14 protein-coding genes are annotated in these 16,625 nt (G+C 61.4%); 4 read left to right on the forward strand and 10 right to left on the reverse strand.

Translation table 11 applies throughout. The annotated features are described in order from the left end of the window. Positions 1-6 precede the first annotated feature (6 nt). Positions 7-3,072 carry an efflux RND transporter permease subunit gene (locus tag ACEN8E_RS05140; RefSeq protein WP_495591701.1) on the forward strand — a complete coding sequence of 1,022 codons (3,066 nt, stop codon included), beginning with the start codon at positions 7-9 and terminating at the stop codon, positions 3,070-3,072. Between the two features lie 348 nt (positions 3,073-3,420). On the opposite strand, the gene ACEN8E_RS05145 is transcribed toward ACEN8E_RS05140, so the two are convergent. Continuing rightward, the gene (locus ACEN8E_RS05145; protein ID WP_495591702.1) at positions 3,421-3,615 is read right to left on the reverse strand and encodes a hypothetical protein; all 195 of its coding nucleotides are present in this window, start codon (positions 3,613-3,615) and stop codon (positions 3,421-3,423) included. Between the two features lie 252 nt (positions 3,616-3,867). Here ACEN8E_RS05145 and ACEN8E_RS05150 point away from each other — a divergent pair, with 252 nt between their 5' ends. After that, positions 3,868-4,146: a DUF6124 family protein gene (locus ACEN8E_RS05150; RefSeq protein WP_495591703.1), complete on the forward strand. Its 279-nt coding sequence runs from the start codon at positions 3,868-3,870 to the stop codon at positions 4,144-4,146. Positions 4,147-4,216: 70 nt separating this feature from the next. Here the strand turns inward: ACEN8E_RS05150 and ACEN8E_RS05155 are convergent, their stop codons facing one another. From ACEN8E_RS05155 to plsB, 3 genes are read right to left on the reverse strand one after another with little or no spacing between them, the layout of a single operon-like run. Next, a complete protein-coding gene (locus tag ACEN8E_RS05155; protein WP_495591704.1) occupies positions 4,217-4,906 on the reverse strand; it encodes a DUF4197 domain-containing protein in 690 nt (229 codons plus the stop codon). 26 nt (positions 4,907-4,932) lie between these two features. Then, positions 4,933-5,331, reverse strand: a complete 399-nt coding sequence (locus ACEN8E_RS05160) for a YbaY family lipoprotein (RefSeq protein WP_495591705.1) — start codon at positions 5,329-5,331, stop codon at positions 4,933-4,935. A gap of 51 nt (positions 5,332-5,382) precedes the next feature. After that, complete coding sequence (plsB, locus tag ACEN8E_RS05165) at positions 5,383-7,887, reverse strand: glycerol-3-phosphate 1-O-acyltransferase PlsB (protein WP_495591706.1); 2,505 nt, start codon at positions 7,885-7,887, stop codon at positions 5,383-5,385. A gap of 236 nt (positions 7,888-8,123) precedes the next feature. Here plsB and ACEN8E_RS05170 point away from each other — a divergent pair, with 236 nt between their 5' ends. Next, positions 8,124-8,333 carry a cold shock domain-containing protein gene (locus ACEN8E_RS05170; RefSeq protein ID WP_007954750.1) on the forward strand — a complete coding sequence of 70 codons (210 nt, stop codon included), beginning with the start codon at positions 8,124-8,126 and terminating at the stop codon, positions 8,331-8,333. A 147-nt stretch (positions 8,334-8,480) separates the two neighbouring features. On the opposite strand, the gene ACEN8E_RS05175 is transcribed toward ACEN8E_RS05170, so the two are convergent. The 4 genes from ACEN8E_RS05175 to ACEN8E_RS05190 form a co-directional block, all read right to left on the reverse strand. Further along, a complete protein-coding gene (locus tag ACEN8E_RS05175; RefSeq protein WP_008019569.1) occupies positions 8,481-8,858 on the reverse strand; it encodes a hypothetical protein in 378 nt (125 codons plus the stop codon). Between the two features lie 92 nt (positions 8,859-8,950). After that, the gene (locus tag ACEN8E_RS05180; protein WP_495591707.1) at positions 8,951-9,763 is read right to left on the reverse strand and encodes a putative RNA methyltransferase; all 813 of its coding nucleotides are present in this window, start codon (positions 9,761-9,763) and stop codon (positions 8,951-8,953) included. Continuing rightward, a complete protein-coding gene (gene dapE / locus ACEN8E_RS05185; protein WP_495591708.1) occupies positions 9,763-10,914 on the reverse strand; it encodes a succinyl-diaminopimelate desuccinylase in 1,152 nt (383 codons plus the stop codon). Before dapE ends, ACEN8E_RS05180 begins: the two co-directional genes overlap by 1 nt. A gap of 218 nt (positions 10,915-11,132) precedes the next feature. Next, positions 11,133-13,724, reverse strand: a complete 2,592-nt coding sequence (locus ACEN8E_RS05190) for a glycosyltransferase (protein ID WP_495591709.1) — start codon at positions 13,722-13,724, stop codon at positions 11,133-11,135. Positions 13,725-14,062: 338 nt separating this feature from the next. On the opposite strand from ACEN8E_RS05190, the gene tcdA reads away from it, so the two are divergent. After that, positions 14,063-14,881: a tRNA cyclic N6-threonylcarbamoyladenosine(37) synthase TcdA gene (gene tcdA, locus ACEN8E_RS05195; RefSeq protein ID WP_495591710.1), complete on the forward strand. Its 819-nt coding sequence runs from the start codon at positions 14,063-14,065 to the stop codon at positions 14,879-14,881. 86 nt (positions 14,882-14,967) lie between these two features. Here tcdA and ACEN8E_RS05200 read toward each other — a convergent pair whose 3' ends face one another. Both ACEN8E_RS05200 and ACEN8E_RS05205 read right to left on the reverse strand, forming a co-directional pair. Beyond that, positions 14,968-15,372 carry a SufE family protein gene (locus ACEN8E_RS05200; protein ID WP_495591711.1) on the reverse strand — a complete coding sequence of 135 codons (405 nt, stop codon included), beginning with the start codon at positions 15,370-15,372 and terminating at the stop codon, positions 14,968-14,970. Further along, positions 15,369-16,574 carry an aminotransferase class V-fold PLP-dependent enzyme gene (locus ACEN8E_RS05205; RefSeq protein ID WP_495591712.1) on the reverse strand — a complete coding sequence of 402 codons (1,206 nt, stop codon included), beginning with the start codon at positions 16,572-16,574 and terminating at the stop codon, positions 15,369-15,371. Before ACEN8E_RS05205 ends, ACEN8E_RS05200 begins: the two co-directional genes overlap by 4 nt. Positions 16,575-16,625 lie beyond the last annotated feature (51 nt).

A 16,625-nucleotide genomic window follows, 5' to 3' on the forward strand; every position in this document is an offset into this window, starting at 1 on the left:
GCCCCGATGCGCTTCAACGTTTCCGAATGGGCGCTGCGTAATCGCCAGATCGTCCTGTTCCTGATGCTGTTGCTGGCCATTGTCGGCGCAATTTCCTACACCAAGCTCGGCCAGAGCGAAGACCCACCGTTCACCTTCAAGGCCATGGTGATTCGCACCAACTGGCCGGGAGCGACCGCCCAGGAAGTCTCGCGCCAGGTCACCGAGCGCATCGAAAAGAAGCTGATGGAAACCGGCGAGTACGAGCGCATTGTGTCGTTCTCCCGCCCGGGCGAATCCCAGGTGACCTTCATCGCGCGCGACTCCATGCACTCGGTGGAGATCCCGGAGCTCTGGTATCAGGTGCGCAAGAAGATCAGCGACATCCGGCATACCCTGCCGCCGGGGATTCAGGGGCCGTTCTTCAACGATGAATTCGGCACCACGTTCGGCAATATCTACGCCCTGACCGGCGAGGGTTTCGACTACGCCGTGCTCAAGGATTACGCGGACCGCATCCAGATCCAGCTGCAACGGGTCAAGGATGTGGGCAAGGTCGAACTGCTGGGATTGCAGGACGAGAAAATCTGGATCGAACTCTCCAACGTCAAGCTCGCCACGCTCGGTTTGCCGCTGGCTGCGGTCCAGCAAGCCCTTGAAGAACAGAACGCGGTGTCCACGGCAGGTTTCTTCGAAACCAGCAGCGAGCGATTGCAGCTACGGGTGACAGGGAATTTTCAGACGGTCGACGAGATCAGGAACTTCCCGATCCGCGTCGGTGATCGCACCTTCCGCATCTCCGATGTGGCCGACGTGCGGCGTGGTTTCAATGACCCACCGGCACCGCGCATGCGCTTCATGGGGCAAGACGCGATCGGCCTGGCGGTGGCGATGAAGGACGGCGGTGACATCCTGGTGCTGGGCAAGGCGCTGGAAATCGAATTCGCCCGCATTCAGAAAAACCTCCCGGCCGGCATGCAGTTGCGCAAAGTCTCCGACCAACCGGCCGCGGTGAAAACCGGTGTTGGCGAGTTCGTGCAAGTGCTGGTCGAGGCGCTGGCCATTGTGTTGCTGGTGAGCTTCTTCTCCCTCGGCGTGCGTACCGGCATGGTGGTGGCCCTGGCGATTCCGCTGGTGTTGGCGATGACCTTCGCCTGCATGTATTACCTCGGTATAGGCCTGCACAAGATCTCCCTCGGTGCGCTGGTACTGGCGCTGGGCTTGCTGGTGGACGACGCGATCATCGCCGTGGAAATGATGGCGATCAAAATGGAGCAGGGCTTCGACCGGGTCAAAGCGGCGAGTTATGCCTGGACCAGTACCGCGTTCCCGATGCTCACCGGTACGCTGATCACGGCGGCCGGCTTCCTGCCGATTGCCACGGCGCAATCGGGCACTGGCGAATACACCCGTTCGATCTTCGAGGTGGTCACTATCGCGCTGTTGGCGTCGTGGGTCGCCGCCGTGGTCTTCGTGCCATACCTCGGGGAAAAACTCCTGCCGGACCTGGCGAAAATTCACGCCGCCAAGCATGGTGCCGGCCAGCCCGATCCGTATGGCACGCCGTTCTATCAGCGCGTCCGGCGGCTGGTGGAGTGGTGCGTGCGCTGGCGCAAGACCGTGATCGTGGCGACTGTTTTGTTATTCATTGCCTCCATCGTGCTGTTCCGTTTTGTGCCGCAGCAGTTCTTCCCGGCATCGGGTCGCCTGGAGTTGATGGTCGATCTGAAACTGGCCGAAGGCGCTTCGCTGAGCAACACCGCGGACGAGGTCAAACGCCTCGAAGCGCTGCTCAAGGACAAGGCGGGGCTCGACAATTACGTGGCCTACGTCGGCACCGGTTCGCCGCGTTTCTACCTGCCGCTGGATCAGCAACTGCCGGCGGCGAGCTTCGCCCAGTTTGTCGTCCTGGCGAAAACCATCGAGGAGCGCGAAGCCCTGCGCAGCTGGTTGATTGCAACGCTCAATGAACAATTCCCCGCTCTGCGCTCGCGGGTCACGCGTCTGGAAAACGGTCCGCCGGTTGGCTATCCGGTGCAGTTCCGCGTGACCGGGGAGCACATCGAGGAAGTCCGGGCGCTGGCGCGCAAAGTCGCGGCCAAGGTTCGCGAGAACCCGCATGTGGTCAACGTCCACCTGGATTGGGAAGAGCCGAGCAAGGTGGTGTACCTGAACATCGATCAGGACCGCGCGCGGGCGCTGGGCGTGAGCACGGCGAACCTGTCGAGGTTCCTGCAAAGCTCACTGACCGGTTCCAGCGTCAGCCAGTACCGTGAAGACAACGAGTTGATCGAGATCCTGTTGCGCGGCACCTTGCATGAGCGCACCGAGTTGTCATTGCTGCCGAGCCTGGCGGTGCCGACGGATAACGGTCGCAGCGTCGCGCTGTCGCAGATCGCCACCCTGGAATACGGCTTCGAGGAGGGCATCATCTGGCACCGTAACCGTCTGCCCAACGTGACCGTTCGCGCTGACATCTATGGCAAGGAGCAACCGGCGACGCTGGTGCAGCAGATCATGCCGACCCTCGATCCGATTCGCGCCGAATTGCCCGATGGCTACTTGCTGGATGTCGGCGGCACGGTGGAAGACTCCGCGCGCGGACAGAATTCGGTGAAGGCTGGTGTGCCGTTGTTCATTGTGGTGGTGCTGACCTTGCTGATGCTGCAGCTGCGAAGTTTCTCGCGCACGGCGATGGTGTTTCTGACGGCGCCGCTGGGGTTGATCGGGGTGACGTTGTTTCTGTTGGTGTTCCGTCAGCCGTTCGGTTTCGTGGCCATGCTGGGGACCATCGCGTTGTCCGGGATGATCATGCGCAACTCGGTGATTCTGGTGGATCAGATCGAGCAGGATATCGCTGCTGGGCTCAAGCCTTGGCAGGCGATCATCGAGGCGACGGTGCGGCGGTTCCGGCCGATTGTGTTGACGGCGCTTGCGGCGGTGTTGGCGATGATTCCGCTGTCGCGCAGTGTGTTCTTTGGGCCGATGGCGGTGGCGATCATGGGGGGGTTGATCGTTGCTACGGCGTTGACGCTTTTGTTTTTGCCTGCGTTGTATGCGGCGTGGTTTCGGGTTAGGAAGGAGTCCGTTTGACCTGGGGCTTATCCATTATTTGGGTAATGGCGGCTTAGGGTTTCGCCCTTACGGCGAGTCCCTTTTGGCAAACGCCCGGAGTGCCGGCCCAGCCAAAAGGAACCAAAAGGTCTCGCCCCTTACGTACGGCCCCTCGCCTAGGCTCGGGGTTCCTTCGCTCCGGCATTCATCCGGGGGCATTGCCCTCCGGTCGGCTTCGCTCGACCTACATGCAATGAGTTCGACTGCGTCGAACGGCGCTGCGCGCCCATCCCCGGATGAACACCTCCACTCAGCCTCCCGAGGGGGCGGGCAGATCAAAAGCAGTCCGAGGCGGCCTACCGGCCGGCCTGATTTTCCTGACCGTGCTCAATCCAAAACTGTGGGAGCGAGCCTGCTCGCGAAGGCGGCCTGCCAGCCGACATGGCTTTTGCGGATGTCGTCGATCCCTGTGGGAGCGGGCTTGCCCGCGATGGCGGCCCAACAGTCAACAATGTTTATCGCCCAATCCAACCATTCAGACCATTCCCACAAGACTTTCAGGTTGCCTGTCGGAAGCTCCATCTCTAGCCTCCGATGGTCGCTGCCAATTCAGCGACCGGGACTGCAAGCCCGCCAATAGTTTGTTAGGCGCCCACTGGCGCACCTATAATCGTGGCGCTTTTTTAGCGACCACCGATTTATGGTGGCTGTGTGCGGGAGATCTTCGGGTCTGCCGAGGTTGCCTAACGTCTCGGTCTTGCAGACCTGCACACAGCTGCCACCCATCATCTGCAAGTGATGCTGGCTGCTCCAACTTTCGTTAGGAGCTTCACAATGATCAAACCCAGCCCAAACCCCCCGGGTTCAGAAACCGAAGAACATATCGGCGCTACAAGTCGCCCCTGCCCAATTTTCACCATCCGCCCAGGAATCAATTCCGAAACCCTACTGGTTCACGCCTACGAAACCCTCGCCTCAGCCAATGTGATGGCGACCGAGCTGTCAGCCAGCCTGACTGGGCCGACGTGCAATCTGGTGCTCGGTATTCAGCAGATGATTGTCCTGGTGCAATTGTCGGTGAGTGACGTGTTGGATCGCCTTGATCCGCCGTAATGGGAAACGAAAAAGCCCGCTGAACCTGAGTAGGTCAGCGGGCTTTTCTGATGTTGCCGTCAGCTGAAAATCACAACGTACCAAACACCTTCTTCGCCAAACTGGTCGCCGCTGCCGCCGGGTTCTGGCGGATGGTTTCTTCCTGTTTGCCGATCATCTCGAACAGGCCATTCAACGCTTGTTCGGTGACGTAGTTTTCGACGTTGGCGTTTTTCGCATCCACTACGCCCATGGTCGCTGCTTGCCCGGCGAACGAGTTGTACTGCTGGGCCAGGCCAACCTTGTCGGTGGCTTGCTTGACGATGGGCAGGAACTTGGCGCGGATCTGTTCGCGGCTGGTCTTGTTCAGGTATTGGGTGGCCGAGTCGTTGCCGCCGCTGAGGATGCCCTTGGCGTCTTCCACGGTCATTTTCTTCACGGCATCGACGAGGATCGGCTGGGCCTGGGTGACGGCGGTTTCCGCCGCTTTGTTCATGCTGGCCTCCAGCTCATCGACCTGATCACCCATGCCGAACTGTTTCATCTTGCTCGCGACTTTGCCCAGTTTGCCCGGCAGCTCGATTTTCACGTCCGGGTTGTTGCTGAAGCCGCCTGGGGTACCAAGTTGTTTCACGGCCAGTTGCGCGCCTTGGGTCAGGGCGTCCTTGAGGCCGCCAGTGGCGTCTGTCTGCGACAGGTCGCTGAGGGACAGTGCGAGTGCGCTCGCGGAGATCATCAGACCTGCGCACAGGCCGGCAAAGCGAAGGGTAGGGCGGAACATGGCGACTTCCTTTTTCAAAAAGACACTTAACGGGCTGCGTCGACGCGAACCTTCAAGGGCTGTGGATCGGTGCCGTCCAGACGCACGGCGTGATTCTCGGTGGTGATGAACAGCAGTTTGCCATCGACTTCAATGCGCGCATTGATCGAGTAACGGTGATTGGGCTCGATCTGCAGCGGGTCGTAGCTCAGCTTGAAGGGGAGCGGCACCTGGCCTTTGACCGGGCCATGTTGTTCGTCGATGACCTTTGCCGGGGCATCGGCGAGCGAGATGTCTTGCAGGCTGACGCTGAGGACCGCCGTAGGTGGCAGTGCGATGCGTTGCAGGTAGAAGACTTCACCATTGAGGGAGGCCTTGGGCGCCGGGGTCGGGTGCTGACAGGCAGTGAGCAGCACTGCGGTTGCGATCAAGGACAGCTTTTTCATCGGGATATCTCCGTATCGATGGCGTCAGAATCGACTGACGCCCTGATCAATCTAGACGCTTTGTTCCGGCGCTGCGGGTTGGTCGGCGGCATCTTCACTGCGATGCAACGCCACCTGACGGATCGACAAGCGAATCTCCGCCGGCAACACCCGCTTGGCCGCGCCTTCGGCCAGTTCGCCGAGCAGTTCGTGATAACCCAGCTTGCCGGCCTCGTCGCGCTTGAGCACGTCGAGGTCGAGCATGGTCTGGATGAAGTGGCGGAACAGGCTCTTGTCGAAGAATTCCGGAGCGTTCAGGCCATGCAGGATCGACAGGCGCTGGGCCATGACCGTGCACAGGTCTTCCAGTTCTTCGGCGCTGATGCTGTTCTGGCCGCTGTTGAGCAGCAGGGACACGGTCATGTAGAAGCGCTGCAGGGTCTGGGCGATGCTTTTCGACAGTAGTGTCAGCAGCACGAAGTGCCGTGAGCTTGGCGCCGGGCGCAGGTACACGGCGTTCTCGAAACGCAGCAGGCCTTGCTCGACGAACGCTTCCAGCCACTGGTCGATCACGGCATCCAGTTCTTCCAGCGTCCAGCGGATGAACAGCTCCGCTTGAAGGTACGGATACAACGCGCGGGTGTAGCGCAGGATCTGTTCGCGGTTCATGCGCGAGGCGCTCTGGAAGAAGCTCGCCAGCAACGCCGGCAGTGCGAAGATGTGCAGCACGTTATTGCGGTAGTAGGTCATCAGGACGGCGTTCTGCTCGTCCAGATACAGGATCTTGCCCAAGGCATCGCTCTGTTCTGACAGCAGGCTCATGTCCTTCACGTGCTCGATCAGCGCTCGACCATCACCGTCCGGCAGGGTGGTGTGGGGCGAGTACGGAACCTTGCGCAACAGCGCCAGATACAAGTCGAGGACCCGCGCCATGGCGCGATCGTCCAGGGCCAGGCGGCTGGTGGACAGCAACGCCAACGCCACCAGGTTGACCGGGTTGATCGCGGCTGCCTCGTTCAGATGCTGCGCAACTTTATCACTGAGGCGGTGGGTGGTTTCGTTGAGCCAGGCAGGTCTGAATTGCGGGCCGAGTTCCTGTTTGCGCCAGTCCGGCTGTTCGCTGTCGAGGAACTCCGCCAGTTTGATCGGCTCGCCGAAGTTCACCGCCACCTGGCCGAAGCGCTGCTTGAGCGCGCCGATGACTTTGAAAATGTCGAAGACCGATTCTTTCTTCTTGCTCGCGCCGCGCAGTTCGCCGAGGTAGGTGCGGCCTTCCAGCACGCGCTCGTAGCCGATGTACACCGGCACGAAGACGATCGGCGTGCGCGACGAACGCAGGAAGCTGCGCAGAGTGATCGCCAGCATCCCGGTCTTCGGTTGCAGCATGCGCCCGGTGCGCGAACGGCCGCCTTCGACGAAGTACTCCACCGGGAAGCCTTTGGTGAACAGGGTGTGCAGGTATTCGTTGAACACCGAGGTGTACAACGGGTTGCCCTTGAAGGTGCGGCGCATGAAAAACGCACCGCCGCGACGCAGCAGGCCGCCGATCCCCGGCATGTTGAGGTTGATCCCGGCGGCGACGTGCGGCGGGGTCAGGCCATTGCGGAACAGCAGGTAGGACAGCAGCAGGTAGTCGATGTGGCTGCGGTGGCAGGGTACGTAGATCACTTCGTAACCCGGTGCGACCTTCTGCACGCCTTCGATGTTGTTGACCCTGATGCCGTCGTAGATCTTGTTCCAGAACCAGCTCAGCACCACTTCCATGAAGCGGATCGCGGTGTAGGTGTAGTCCGAGGCGATCTCGTTGCCATAGCGCAGGGCCTGGGCCTTGGCCTTTTCCGGGGAGATGTTTTCGCGCTCGGCTTCGTCGAGGATCGCTTGCCTGACCAGCGGCTGGTTGACCAGGCCCTTGACCAGGTTGCGCCGGTGGGAAATGTCCGGGCCGATCACCGCGGCCTTCAGGTTGCGAAAATGCACCCGCAGGATGCGTTGGGCCATGCGCACGGTGCGCTCGTGGCCCTTCTTGTGTTCGATCAGCTCGCGCAGGTGGATCGGCGCGGAGAACTGCACGCGGGTCTTGCGTCCCAGCACGATGATGCTCAGCAGGCGACGCAGGCGCCCGGTCACCGCCCAGCTATCGGCGAACAGGAGTTTCCATGGGCTGTTTTCGCTGTCCGGCGACTGGCCCCAGAACACGCTGACCGGAATGATCTGCGCATCTTCGGCGGCGTTCTGGCTCAGGGCACTGACCAGGCGGGTCAATGTCGGCGGCGCGCCACGCTTGTCCTGGCGGCCGAGCCAGTCCGGGTCCGGCGTCAGGTAGAAGAACGCGGCAGGTTCCAGCAGGTTGCCCACCGATACCGGCAGCACCGGGCGTGGCAGGCCGGCCTTGCTGCACTCGGTATCGACCACGGCGAGGTCGGTCAGCGAAGGGTTTTGCAGGACGTAGAACACCGGACGACTGCGGTCGAGGTTGAGGGTGAACGACGACTGGTTGATCGTCTCCGAGCGAACCCAGAGGTACAACAGTCGACGCAGGGTGCCAAACACAAGACGGAGGAACGGGGAGCGGGTCATACGGCTTCTGCGTGAGTGATTAAAACCAAGCGTTTGCTCGGGAGGCCGATAGTGTGCCGGATTCGCTGAAAATCGGCAAAAAAGCGCGTAAGTAAACTCCTGTTGAGAGTTTTAGCGTCTGTCATATACTCGGCGCTCTGTCGCCGTTGCCCTCATGGGACCGGTATGCGCAGGCTGATGTTCCCGAGGCTTTCCTGCGAAAAGCCCGATCAATAATAAAAAGGGAGTATGAACAAATGGCAACACGCGAAACCGGCAACGTGAAGTGGTTCAACGATGCCAAGGGCTACGGCTTCATTCAGCGCGAAGACGGGGTGGACGTGTTCGTGCACTACCGCGCGATTCGTGGCGAAGGCCACCGCTCGCTGACCGAAGGCCAGCAGGTCGAGTACGCGGTGGTGGAAGGGCAGAAGGGCTTGCAGGCTGAGGATGTGGTGGGGTTGTAAACCCACTCTTCAGTTCACCCAAAAACCCCTGTAGGAGCGAGCTAGCTCGCGAAGAACTCAAGGACGCCGCGCTTTCCCGGAATTGGCGCGTTATCGTTGACGACCATCGCGAGCAAGCTCGCTCCTACAGGGGGCGGTGTTCAGGCTTCAGGCAGTTTTCCAGGTGATTTCTTCTTCACCATCGGCGCTGATGCGAATCCAGCGGTCTGCCGTTTCCTCACCTTCCTCCTCGACCCAGCTACCCGGTGCGCAACGCACTTCGACATTGAGCGCGGCAAAGGCTGCGCGGGCGCAGGCGATGTCGTCGTCCCATGGGGTCTGGTCGCTTTCCAGGTACAGGCTGTTCCATTTGCCGACCGCTTTTGGCAGCCAGGTCACGGGCACGTTGCCGGCCTTGCACTTGTAGGTCTGGCCCTTCTGGACCCAATCCGTGCACGGACCCAAAGCCGCACCGAGCCAGGTGGAAATGGCTTTGTGGTCGACGTCGGCGTCTTTCAGGTAAATCTCGATATCGGGCTGGCGCATGGATGTCCTCACTGCGGGTCTGAAAAATCCATTCGCGGATTTAGCCGGTCTTGAGCCATTGCCCAAGACCAAAAATTGAAATTGCTCTCTGGTTACGACTGCAGAACGAAATAATCGTAGCGCATCGACACGGTGACCTCGAACGGCGCGGCCTGCTCGATGACGGCAGCACGGCGTTCGGCACTGGCGCGCCAGCCGTGGGGCGTCATGGCCAGCAGATTCGCCCGGTCCTGACCGCTTGCCAGCGTCAGTTTGTATTCCAGGGTTTCACTGTGCGCAAGCGCCATGCCTTCGGGCACCAGGGCCAGATGCTTGTCGTCGGTGTATTCGCGCACTTCGTCGTACAGCCGCTCGCGCAGTTCCATCAGGTGGCCGCTGGTCGGCCCGACTTTCATCAGGCCGCCACCGACGCTGAGCAGGCGCTTGGCCTCTTCCCAATCCAGCGGGCTGAAGACGCTCGCCAGGAACTGGCAACTGCCGGAAGCCAGTGGCACCCGCGCCATGCTGGCGATCAACCAGGTGAGCTTGGGGTTGCGTTTGCAGGCGCGCTTGACCGCTTCGCGGGAGATATCCAGCGCGTAGCCGTCAGCATCCGGCAAGGCCTCGGCGATTTGCGCGGTGTAGTAACCCTCGCCACAACCGATATCGACCCAGCGTCCCGGCGCATAACCTGCCGCCAGCTCCGCCAGACGCCTGGCCACCGGGGCATAGTGCCCGGCGTTCAGGAAGTCGCGGCGGGCTTCGACCATTGCCTGGTTATCCCCGGGATCGCGGCTGTTCTTGTGTTGCACCGGCAACAGGTTCAAGTAACCCTGGCGCGCACGGTCGAAACGATGCCCGGCGGGGCAGACCACGCCGTTGTCGACCGCGTTCAGCGGCTCACTGCAGATCGGGCACGCCAGCATCAGGCGAGCAACTTGATCAGGGTCTGGTAGTAGATCTCGGTCAGCACGTCGAGATCCGCTGCCAACACGCGCTCGTTGACCTGGTGGATGGTCGCGTTGACCGGGCCCAGTTCAACCACCTGGGTGCCCATGGTGGCGATGAAGCGGCCGTCGGAGGTGCCACCGCTGGTGGACGCCTTGGTTTCACGACCGGTGATGTCCTTGATGCTCGACGACACCGCGTCCAGCAGGGCGCCCGGTTCGGTGAGGAATGGCAGGCCGGACAGGGCCCAGTCGACGTGCCAGTCCAGGCCATGCTTGTCGAGGATGTCGGCGACACGCTTTTGCAGGCCTTCGACGGTGGACTCGGTGGAGAAGCGGAAGTTGAACACCGCCACCAGGTCACCCGGGATCACGTTGGTCGCACCGGTGCCGGAGTTGACGTTGGAGATCTGGAAACTGGTTGGCGGGAAGAAATCGTTGCCGTGGTCCCAGTGTTCGGCAGCCAGTTCGGCCAGGGCCGGGGCAGCGAGGTGGATCGGGTTCTTCGCCAGGTGCGGGTAGGCCACGTGGCCTTGTACACCGCGCACGGTCAGCTTGGCACCGAGGGAGCCGCGACGGCCATTCTTGACCACGTCACCCACCAGGGTGGTGCTCGACGGTTCGCCGACGATGCACCAGTCCAGGCGCTCCTTGCGCGCGGCGAGGCGTTCGACCACCGCCTTGGTGCCGTGGTGCGCCGGGCCTTCTTCGTCGCTGGTGATCAGGAACGCGACTTTGCCCTTGTGGTTCGGGTAGTCGGCGACAAAGCGCTCGGAGGCGACGGTCATGGCCGCGAGGCTGCCTTTCATGTCGGCGGCGCCACGACCGCAGAGCATGCCGTGTTCGTCGATCAGCGCGTTGAACGGTTCGATCTGCCAGGCTGTCACCGGGCCGGTCGGGACCACGTCGGTGTGGCCAGCGAAGCACAGCACCGGACCGTCGTCCTGGCCGTGGGTGGCCCAGAAGTTATCCACATCTTCAATGCGCATCGGTTCCAGGGTGAAACCGGCATCGCCCAGGCGTTGCATCATCTGCTTCTGGCAATCGGCGTCGATCGGCGTCACGGACGGACGGCGGATCAGGTCGATGGCGAGTTGGAGGGTCGGCGAAAGGTCGGCTTGGGCCGTCATGGAAAACTCCGGGAGCTTGAAATTGGGCAAGGGCCAATGTGGGAGCCAGCCTGCTGGCGATGGCGGTGTGTCAGTCAACATAAAGGCTGATTGTTACATTGCCATCGCGAGCAGGATCGCTCCCACAGGGATGGGTATCACGCCAAGCCCCGCAAAATGGCGGTTATCTTAAAGCAAAACGGCGACCATTGGCCGCCGTTTAGTGCATCCGCAGCGATTTAGACGACAGGTGCCGTTTCAGGCTCGGCGACCGGTTTCGGCAGCGACGACAGGAACGCCATGATCAGTGCCGCGACGTACGGCAGCGACTGCACCAGCAGCATGGTGACCCAGAAGCGCATGTCGTTGCTCGGCAGGCCCTGCACCAGGAAAATCCCCAGCGCCGCGCCCCACAACAGCAGCATGATGAACATCTCTTCCCGGGCTTCCGAAATCGCTACCCAGAAACCGTGGTTATCGGCGTTTTTCGGCGTGCGGAAGAATGGAATGCTGCTGGTGAAGAAACCGTACAGCACCGCTTTGGCGATGGTATGGGACAACGCCAGACCGGCCAGTGCCGCGCAGAAGGCATCCTTGAGGTTGACCCCGACCGCACGACGGTAGAGGAAGATGATCTTGGCGACCTTGAACACAAACAGCGCCAACGGCGGGATCGCGAAAATCAGCAGCGGTGGATCGACCCGTTGCGGCACGATGATCATCGCCGCCGACCACAACAGTGCGCCGACGGTGAAGAAGATGTTCATGCCGTCCGCCACCCACGGCAACCAGCCCGCGAGGAAGTGATAACGCTGGCCACGGGTCAGCTCGGTGTCCTTGCCGCGCAGCAGGGCGGCGGTATGACGCTTGATGATCTGAATCGCACCGTAGGCCCAGCGGAAACGCTGTTTCTTGAAGTCGATAAAGGTATCGGGCATCAGGCCCTTGCCGTAGCTGGTGTGGTAATACGCCGCCGACAGGCCTTTCTCGAATACCCGCAGGCCCAGCTCGGCGTCTTCACAGATGCACCAGTCGGCCCAGCCCAGTTCCTCGAGCACCGAACGGCGGGTCATGGTCATGGTGCCGTGCTGGATGATCGCGTCGCGGTCGTTGCGGGTGACCATGCCGATGTGGAAGAAGCCTTTGTATTCGGCGTAGCAGAGCTTCTTGAAGGTGCTTTCGTTCTGGTCGCGGTAATCCTGCGGCGACTGCACCACGGCGATTTTCGGGTCGGCGAAGTGCGGCACCATGTGCTTGAGCCAGTTGCGGTCGACGCAGTAGTCCGAGTCGATCACGGCAATGACTTCGGCATCCTTGGCGGTGTGCGGAATCAGGTAGTTCAGTGCGCCGCCCTTGAAGCCGGCCAGCGGTGCCACGTGGAAGAACTTGAAGCGCGGGCCGAGGGTTGCGCAGTAGTCACGCACCGGTTCCCAGACCGCCGGGTCCTTGGTGTTGTTGTCGATGATCAGGACTTCAAAGTCCGGATAGTCGAGGTTGGCCAGGGCGTTGAGGGTCTGTTTGACCATCTCCGGCGGCTCGTTGTAGCAGGGTACGTGAATCGACACTTTCGGGCGGTAGCTGGAATCGCCCACCACCGGCAGGAATTCGCGACGACGCTTGTGCACCCACACCGCTTCAGCCAGTTCGTGGGCTTCGGTCAGCAGCACGATAAACACTCCGAGCGCACCGAGGGCGAGCAAGAAGCCCACCGTCAGGCTGAACCAGGTGCTGTATTGCTGGCTGTAGTCGTAACCGATCCACACCAGCACCGAACCGCACAGGAACGCGATGAAGGTCAGGAAGGTACGGCCACGCTGGCGCAGGGCCGAGCCGTCGATCATCAGCAGGGTCAGCGACAACAGCGCCAATACCACCGAACCAATGGCCAATACGCGCCACTGCGGAATCGCCACGACCGGGCCTTCGAAATTGAACTTCTGCTGGCGTGCGGCGTTGAACACGCCCCAGTAGGCACCGACGGAACCTTCGTCACTGGCTTTCCACGGTTGGTCAAACGCTTCGATCACGAAGTAGTTGAAGCCCTGGCGGTTGAGTTTGTTGACCAGGGTGCGCAGGTAGATCGCCTGGTCCGCCGGTGAGGCATCGGCACCACCGCGCATGCGGCCGTTGCTCGGCCAGCCCACTTCGGACAGCAGCAGCGGCTTTTTCGGGAACATCTTTTTCAGGTCGCGGGCGCGGTCCAGAACGAACTGCTGCGCTTTATCCACAGGGATGAACTCCCAGTAAGGCAGGATGTGCGCGGCGATCAGGTCGACGTGTTTGGCCAGTTCCGGGTGTTCTTCCCAGACGTGCCACTGCTCGGAGGTGGTCACCGGCACTTTCACGGCGGCGCGCACGCGATCGAGCATGACGCTGAGTTCCTGGGCGGTAATTTCCTTGCGGAAGATCGCTTCGTTGCCGACCACCACACGAACCACGCTGCGTGAGGAGTTGGCGATTTCGATGGCGCGGGTGATTTCCCGTTCGTTGCGTTCCTGGTCCGGGCTGATCCAGATCCCCAGGGTCACCCGCAAGCCGAACTCTTCCGCCAGTTTCGGGATGTCTTGCAGAGAGCCATCGACCGAGTAGATGCGGATGTTGTCCGTCAGCTTGCTCATGATTTCCAGGTCGCGACGCATCTCATCGTCGGTCGGATACTGTTCCTTCTGTGGGAATTGTCCTTGCTGGAACGGTGAGTAGGAGAAACCGGAGATCTGCTCCGGCCAGTTGGGGGCGGTGACCGGGCGATTGATCAGCGCCCAGAAGCCGGTAAACAAGGCAGCGATGGCGAGCACCACGACCAGGTTGAGTCCAAATTTACGCGATGACATGGTTATTTCTGGTTCCAAAGGCTGTGGAACGAAGGAACGGTTGGCTACCGCCAAGGGGCGCGCATCCTACACCGGGCCTTCCCTGACCGTACAGCAGACAGGGAAATGCCTGACGTTGGGCAATTGGCTTTCACATAAGTTCTTACACTTGCTGCTTGAAAGTTAAAACTTGTCGTTGTGTAGGTGCCCTGCCTCGCAGACACGTTCCTCTTTTGACGAGTGGCTGTTGTCGTCAGGCGAGGAGCGGCAACGCAGCATGACGGCAACAGACGCCGTCAAAAAGGAACAGTGTTTGTGAGGCAGGACACCCTTTATAATGCGCGCCGGTTTTTGGGGTAATGGTCATGAGTACAGAAGATCCGCGGTTTGCAGGCATCGCCCGTTTGTATGGCATCGAAGGCCTTGAACGCCTGCGTGCGGCCCATGTGGCGATTGTTGGCGTCGGTGGTGTCGGTTCCTGGGCGGCGGAAGCCATGGCCCGTTGTGGCGTGGGCGAGATTTCGCTGTTCGACCTGGACGACGTCTGCGTCAGCAACGTCAATCGCCAACTGCATGCGCTGGACAGCACGGTCGGCAAGCCCAAGGTCGAGGTGATGGCCGAGCGTCTGCGCGGGATCAACCCGGACTGTACGGTACATGCGGTACCGGACTTCGTTACCCGCGACACCATGGCCCAGTACATCACGCCGAACATCGACTGCGTGATCGACTGCATCGACAGCGTCAACGCCAAGGCTGCGCTGATCGCCTGGTGCAAGCGACGCAAGATCCAGATCATCACCACTGGCGGCGCGGGCGGGCAGATCGACCCGACGTTGATCCAGGTCTGCGACCTCAATCGCACATTCAACGACCCGCTGGCGTCGAAAGTACGCTCTACGCTACGCCGCGACTACGGTTTCTCCCGCACCGTGACCCGCCACTACAGCGTGCCGTGCGTGTTTTCCACCGAGCAACTGCGTTACCCGAAGCCGGACGGCAGCATTTGCCTGCAGAAGAGTTTTGTCGGTGATGGCGTGAAGCTCGACTGCGCGGGCGGTTTTGGCGCAGTGATGATGGTGACGGCGACTTTTGGCATGGTCGCGGCGACCAAGGCTGTGGACAAGATCGTGGCGGGCGTGCGGCGGCCGGCGGATCGTATCAAACCTGAGGCTTGAGTGCTGCTGAGGGCCTCTTCGCGAGCAGGCTCGCTCCCACATTGGAATGCGTTCCCTTGTGGGAGCGAGCCTGCTCGCGAAAGCGATTAGCCAGCCAACTCCCGCATCCGCTGAAGCACCGCATTCAAGCCATTGCTGCGGGATTCGGATAACTGCCGCCCTAACCCCAACTGATTGAACCAGTCCGCCAGGTCCACCTGCTGCAACTCAAGCGTCGACAACCCGTTGACCCGCGCCAGTAGCAACGCCACCAAGCCACGAATCAAGCGTGCATCACTGTTGGCGCTGAACTGCCAATGGCCGTCGCGCAGTTCGCCCACCAGCCACACCTGGCTTTCACAGCCGTGCACCCGGTTGGCGTCGCACATCTGCGCATCACTCAACGCTGGCAGACGCTCGCCCCATTGCATCAGCAGGCGGGCGCGCTGTTCCCAACCGGCAGCTTTCTGAAAGGTGTCGAGCGCCGTCACGGCATCGGCAGGCAAGCTCATCGCAGCAACTCCAGCGCCTGATCCAGGGCTACAAAGAACCGTTCGAGGTCTTCGGAATCGTTGTACAGCGCCAACGACACCCGAATCGCCCCGGCCAGTTCGAAGCGTTTGAGCAGCGGCATGGCACAGTGATGACCGGCGCGCACGGCGATCCCTTGTTCAGTCAGCAAATGCGCGAGATCGGAGTTATGCACACCCTCGACGGTAAAACTGGCCAGTGCCACTTGCGGCCTGGCCAGCAGGCGAATGCCGTTGCGTGCCTCAAGGCCTTTGAGCAGGCAGGCATGCAGCGCCGCTTCATGGGCGGCCACGGCGTCCTGATCGAGCCCGGCGAGGTAATCGAGGGTCGCTCCGAGGCCGATCACACTGGCAATCGGCGGCGTCCCGGCCTCGAAACCCAGCGGTGCCGGGCGAAAGCGTGCGTCGTGATAATTGGCATCCAGCACCATTTCGCCACCGAACTGCCAGGGACGCAGCTGTTGCAGCGCTGTATTGCGCCCGAACAGCACGCCCAGGCCATCGGGGCCGTAGAGCTTGTGGCTGGAGAACACATAAAAATCGCAACCCAGCGCTTGCACGTCGTGGCGGCCATGGACCACGCCCTGGGCGCCGTCGATCACGGTCAGTGCATTGTGCGCCTTGGCCAGCGCCAGCAATTGCGGCAGTGGCTGCCACGCGCCGATCACGTTGGACAGTTGACTGACCGCCAACAGCCGGGTGCGCGAGCCGATCAGGCCGGCTGCGGCTTCAAGGTTGATCACACCGTCGGCATTCAGTGGCAGGATCACCAGTTTCAGGTCGCGCCGGCGCGCCAGTTGCTGCCACGGCAACAGGTTGGCGTGATGCTCCAGGGCGCTGATGACAATCTCGTCGCCCGGATTGAAAAGATGTTCCAGGCCGTAGGCCAGCAGATTCAGCGCGGACGTCGCGCCGTGGGTAAAGATGATCTGACCGCAATCGCCCGTATTGAGCCATTGCGCGACTTTGCGGCGGCTGTCCTCGAACGCCTGGGTGGCGTGAGCGCCGGGCAAATGTTGCGCCCGATGCACGTTGGCCGCGCCGTTGGCGTAGTAATGCGCCAGGGCATCCAGCAGGGCTTGAGGTTTTTGCGTGGTGGCGGCGTTGTCCAGATAGGTCTGGCCTTGCCGTTGCAGGGCGGCGATGGCCGGGAAGTCGGCGCGCCAGGGAGAGAGAATCATCATGTTGTTCGCCTGTACGCCTGCCCCCTGTAGGAGCGAGCAAGCTCGCTCCTA

The organism is Pseudomonas sp. Pseusp9, from assembly GCF_059491265.1.

Excerpts from the sequence above, each read along its gene's own strand:
- ACEN8E_RS05140 (WP_495591701.1), top strand. The coding sequence starts at position 7 with ATGCGCTTCAACGTTTCCGAATGGGCGCTGCGTAATCGCCAGATCGTC.
- ACEN8E_RS05145 (WP_495591702.1), bottom strand. The coding sequence starts at position 3,615 with ATGGAGCTTCCGACAGGCAACCTGAAAGTCTTGTGGGAATGGTCTGAA.
- ACEN8E_RS05150 (WP_495591703.1), top strand. The coding sequence starts at position 3,868 with ATGATCAAACCCAGCCCAAACCCCCCGGGTTCAGAAACCGAAGAACAT.
- ACEN8E_RS05155 (WP_495591704.1), bottom strand. The coding sequence starts at position 4,906 with ATGTTCCGCCCTACCCTTCGCTTTGCCGGCCTGTGCGCAGGTCTGATG.
- ACEN8E_RS05160 (WP_495591705.1), bottom strand. The coding sequence starts at position 5,331 with ATGAAAAAGCTGTCCTTGATCGCAACCGCAGTGCTGCTCACTGCCTGT.
- plsB (WP_495591706.1), bottom strand. The coding sequence starts at position 7,887 with ATGACCCGCTCCCCGTTCCTCCGTCTTGTGTTTGGCACCCTGCGTCGA.
- ACEN8E_RS05170 (WP_007954750.1), top strand. The coding sequence starts at position 8,124 with ATGGCAACACGCGAAACCGGCAACGTGAAGTGGTTCAACGATGCCAAG.
- ACEN8E_RS05175 (WP_008019569.1), bottom strand. The coding sequence starts at position 8,858 with ATGCGCCAGCCCGATATCGAGATTTACCTGAAAGACGCCGACGTCGAC.
- ACEN8E_RS05180 (WP_495591707.1), bottom strand. The coding sequence starts at position 9,763 with ATGCTGGCGTGCCCGATCTGCAGTGAGCCGCTGAACGCGGTCGACAAC.
- dapE (WP_495591708.1), bottom strand. The coding sequence starts at position 10,914 with ATGACGGCCCAAGCCGACCTTTCGCCGACCCTCCAACTCGCCATCGAC.
- ACEN8E_RS05190 (WP_495591709.1), bottom strand. The coding sequence starts at position 13,724 with ATGTCATCGCGTAAATTTGGACTCAACCTGGTCGTGGTGCTCGCCATC.
- tcdA (WP_495591710.1), top strand. The coding sequence starts at position 14,063 with ATGGTCATGAGTACAGAAGATCCGCGGTTTGCAGGCATCGCCCGTTTG.
- ACEN8E_RS05200 (WP_495591711.1), bottom strand. The coding sequence starts at position 15,372 with ATGAGCTTGCCTGCCGATGCCGTGACGGCGCTCGACACCTTTCAGAAA.
- ACEN8E_RS05205 (WP_495591712.1), bottom strand. The coding sequence starts at position 16,574 with ATGATGATTCTCTCTCCCTGGCGCGCCGACTTCCCGGCCATCGCCGCC.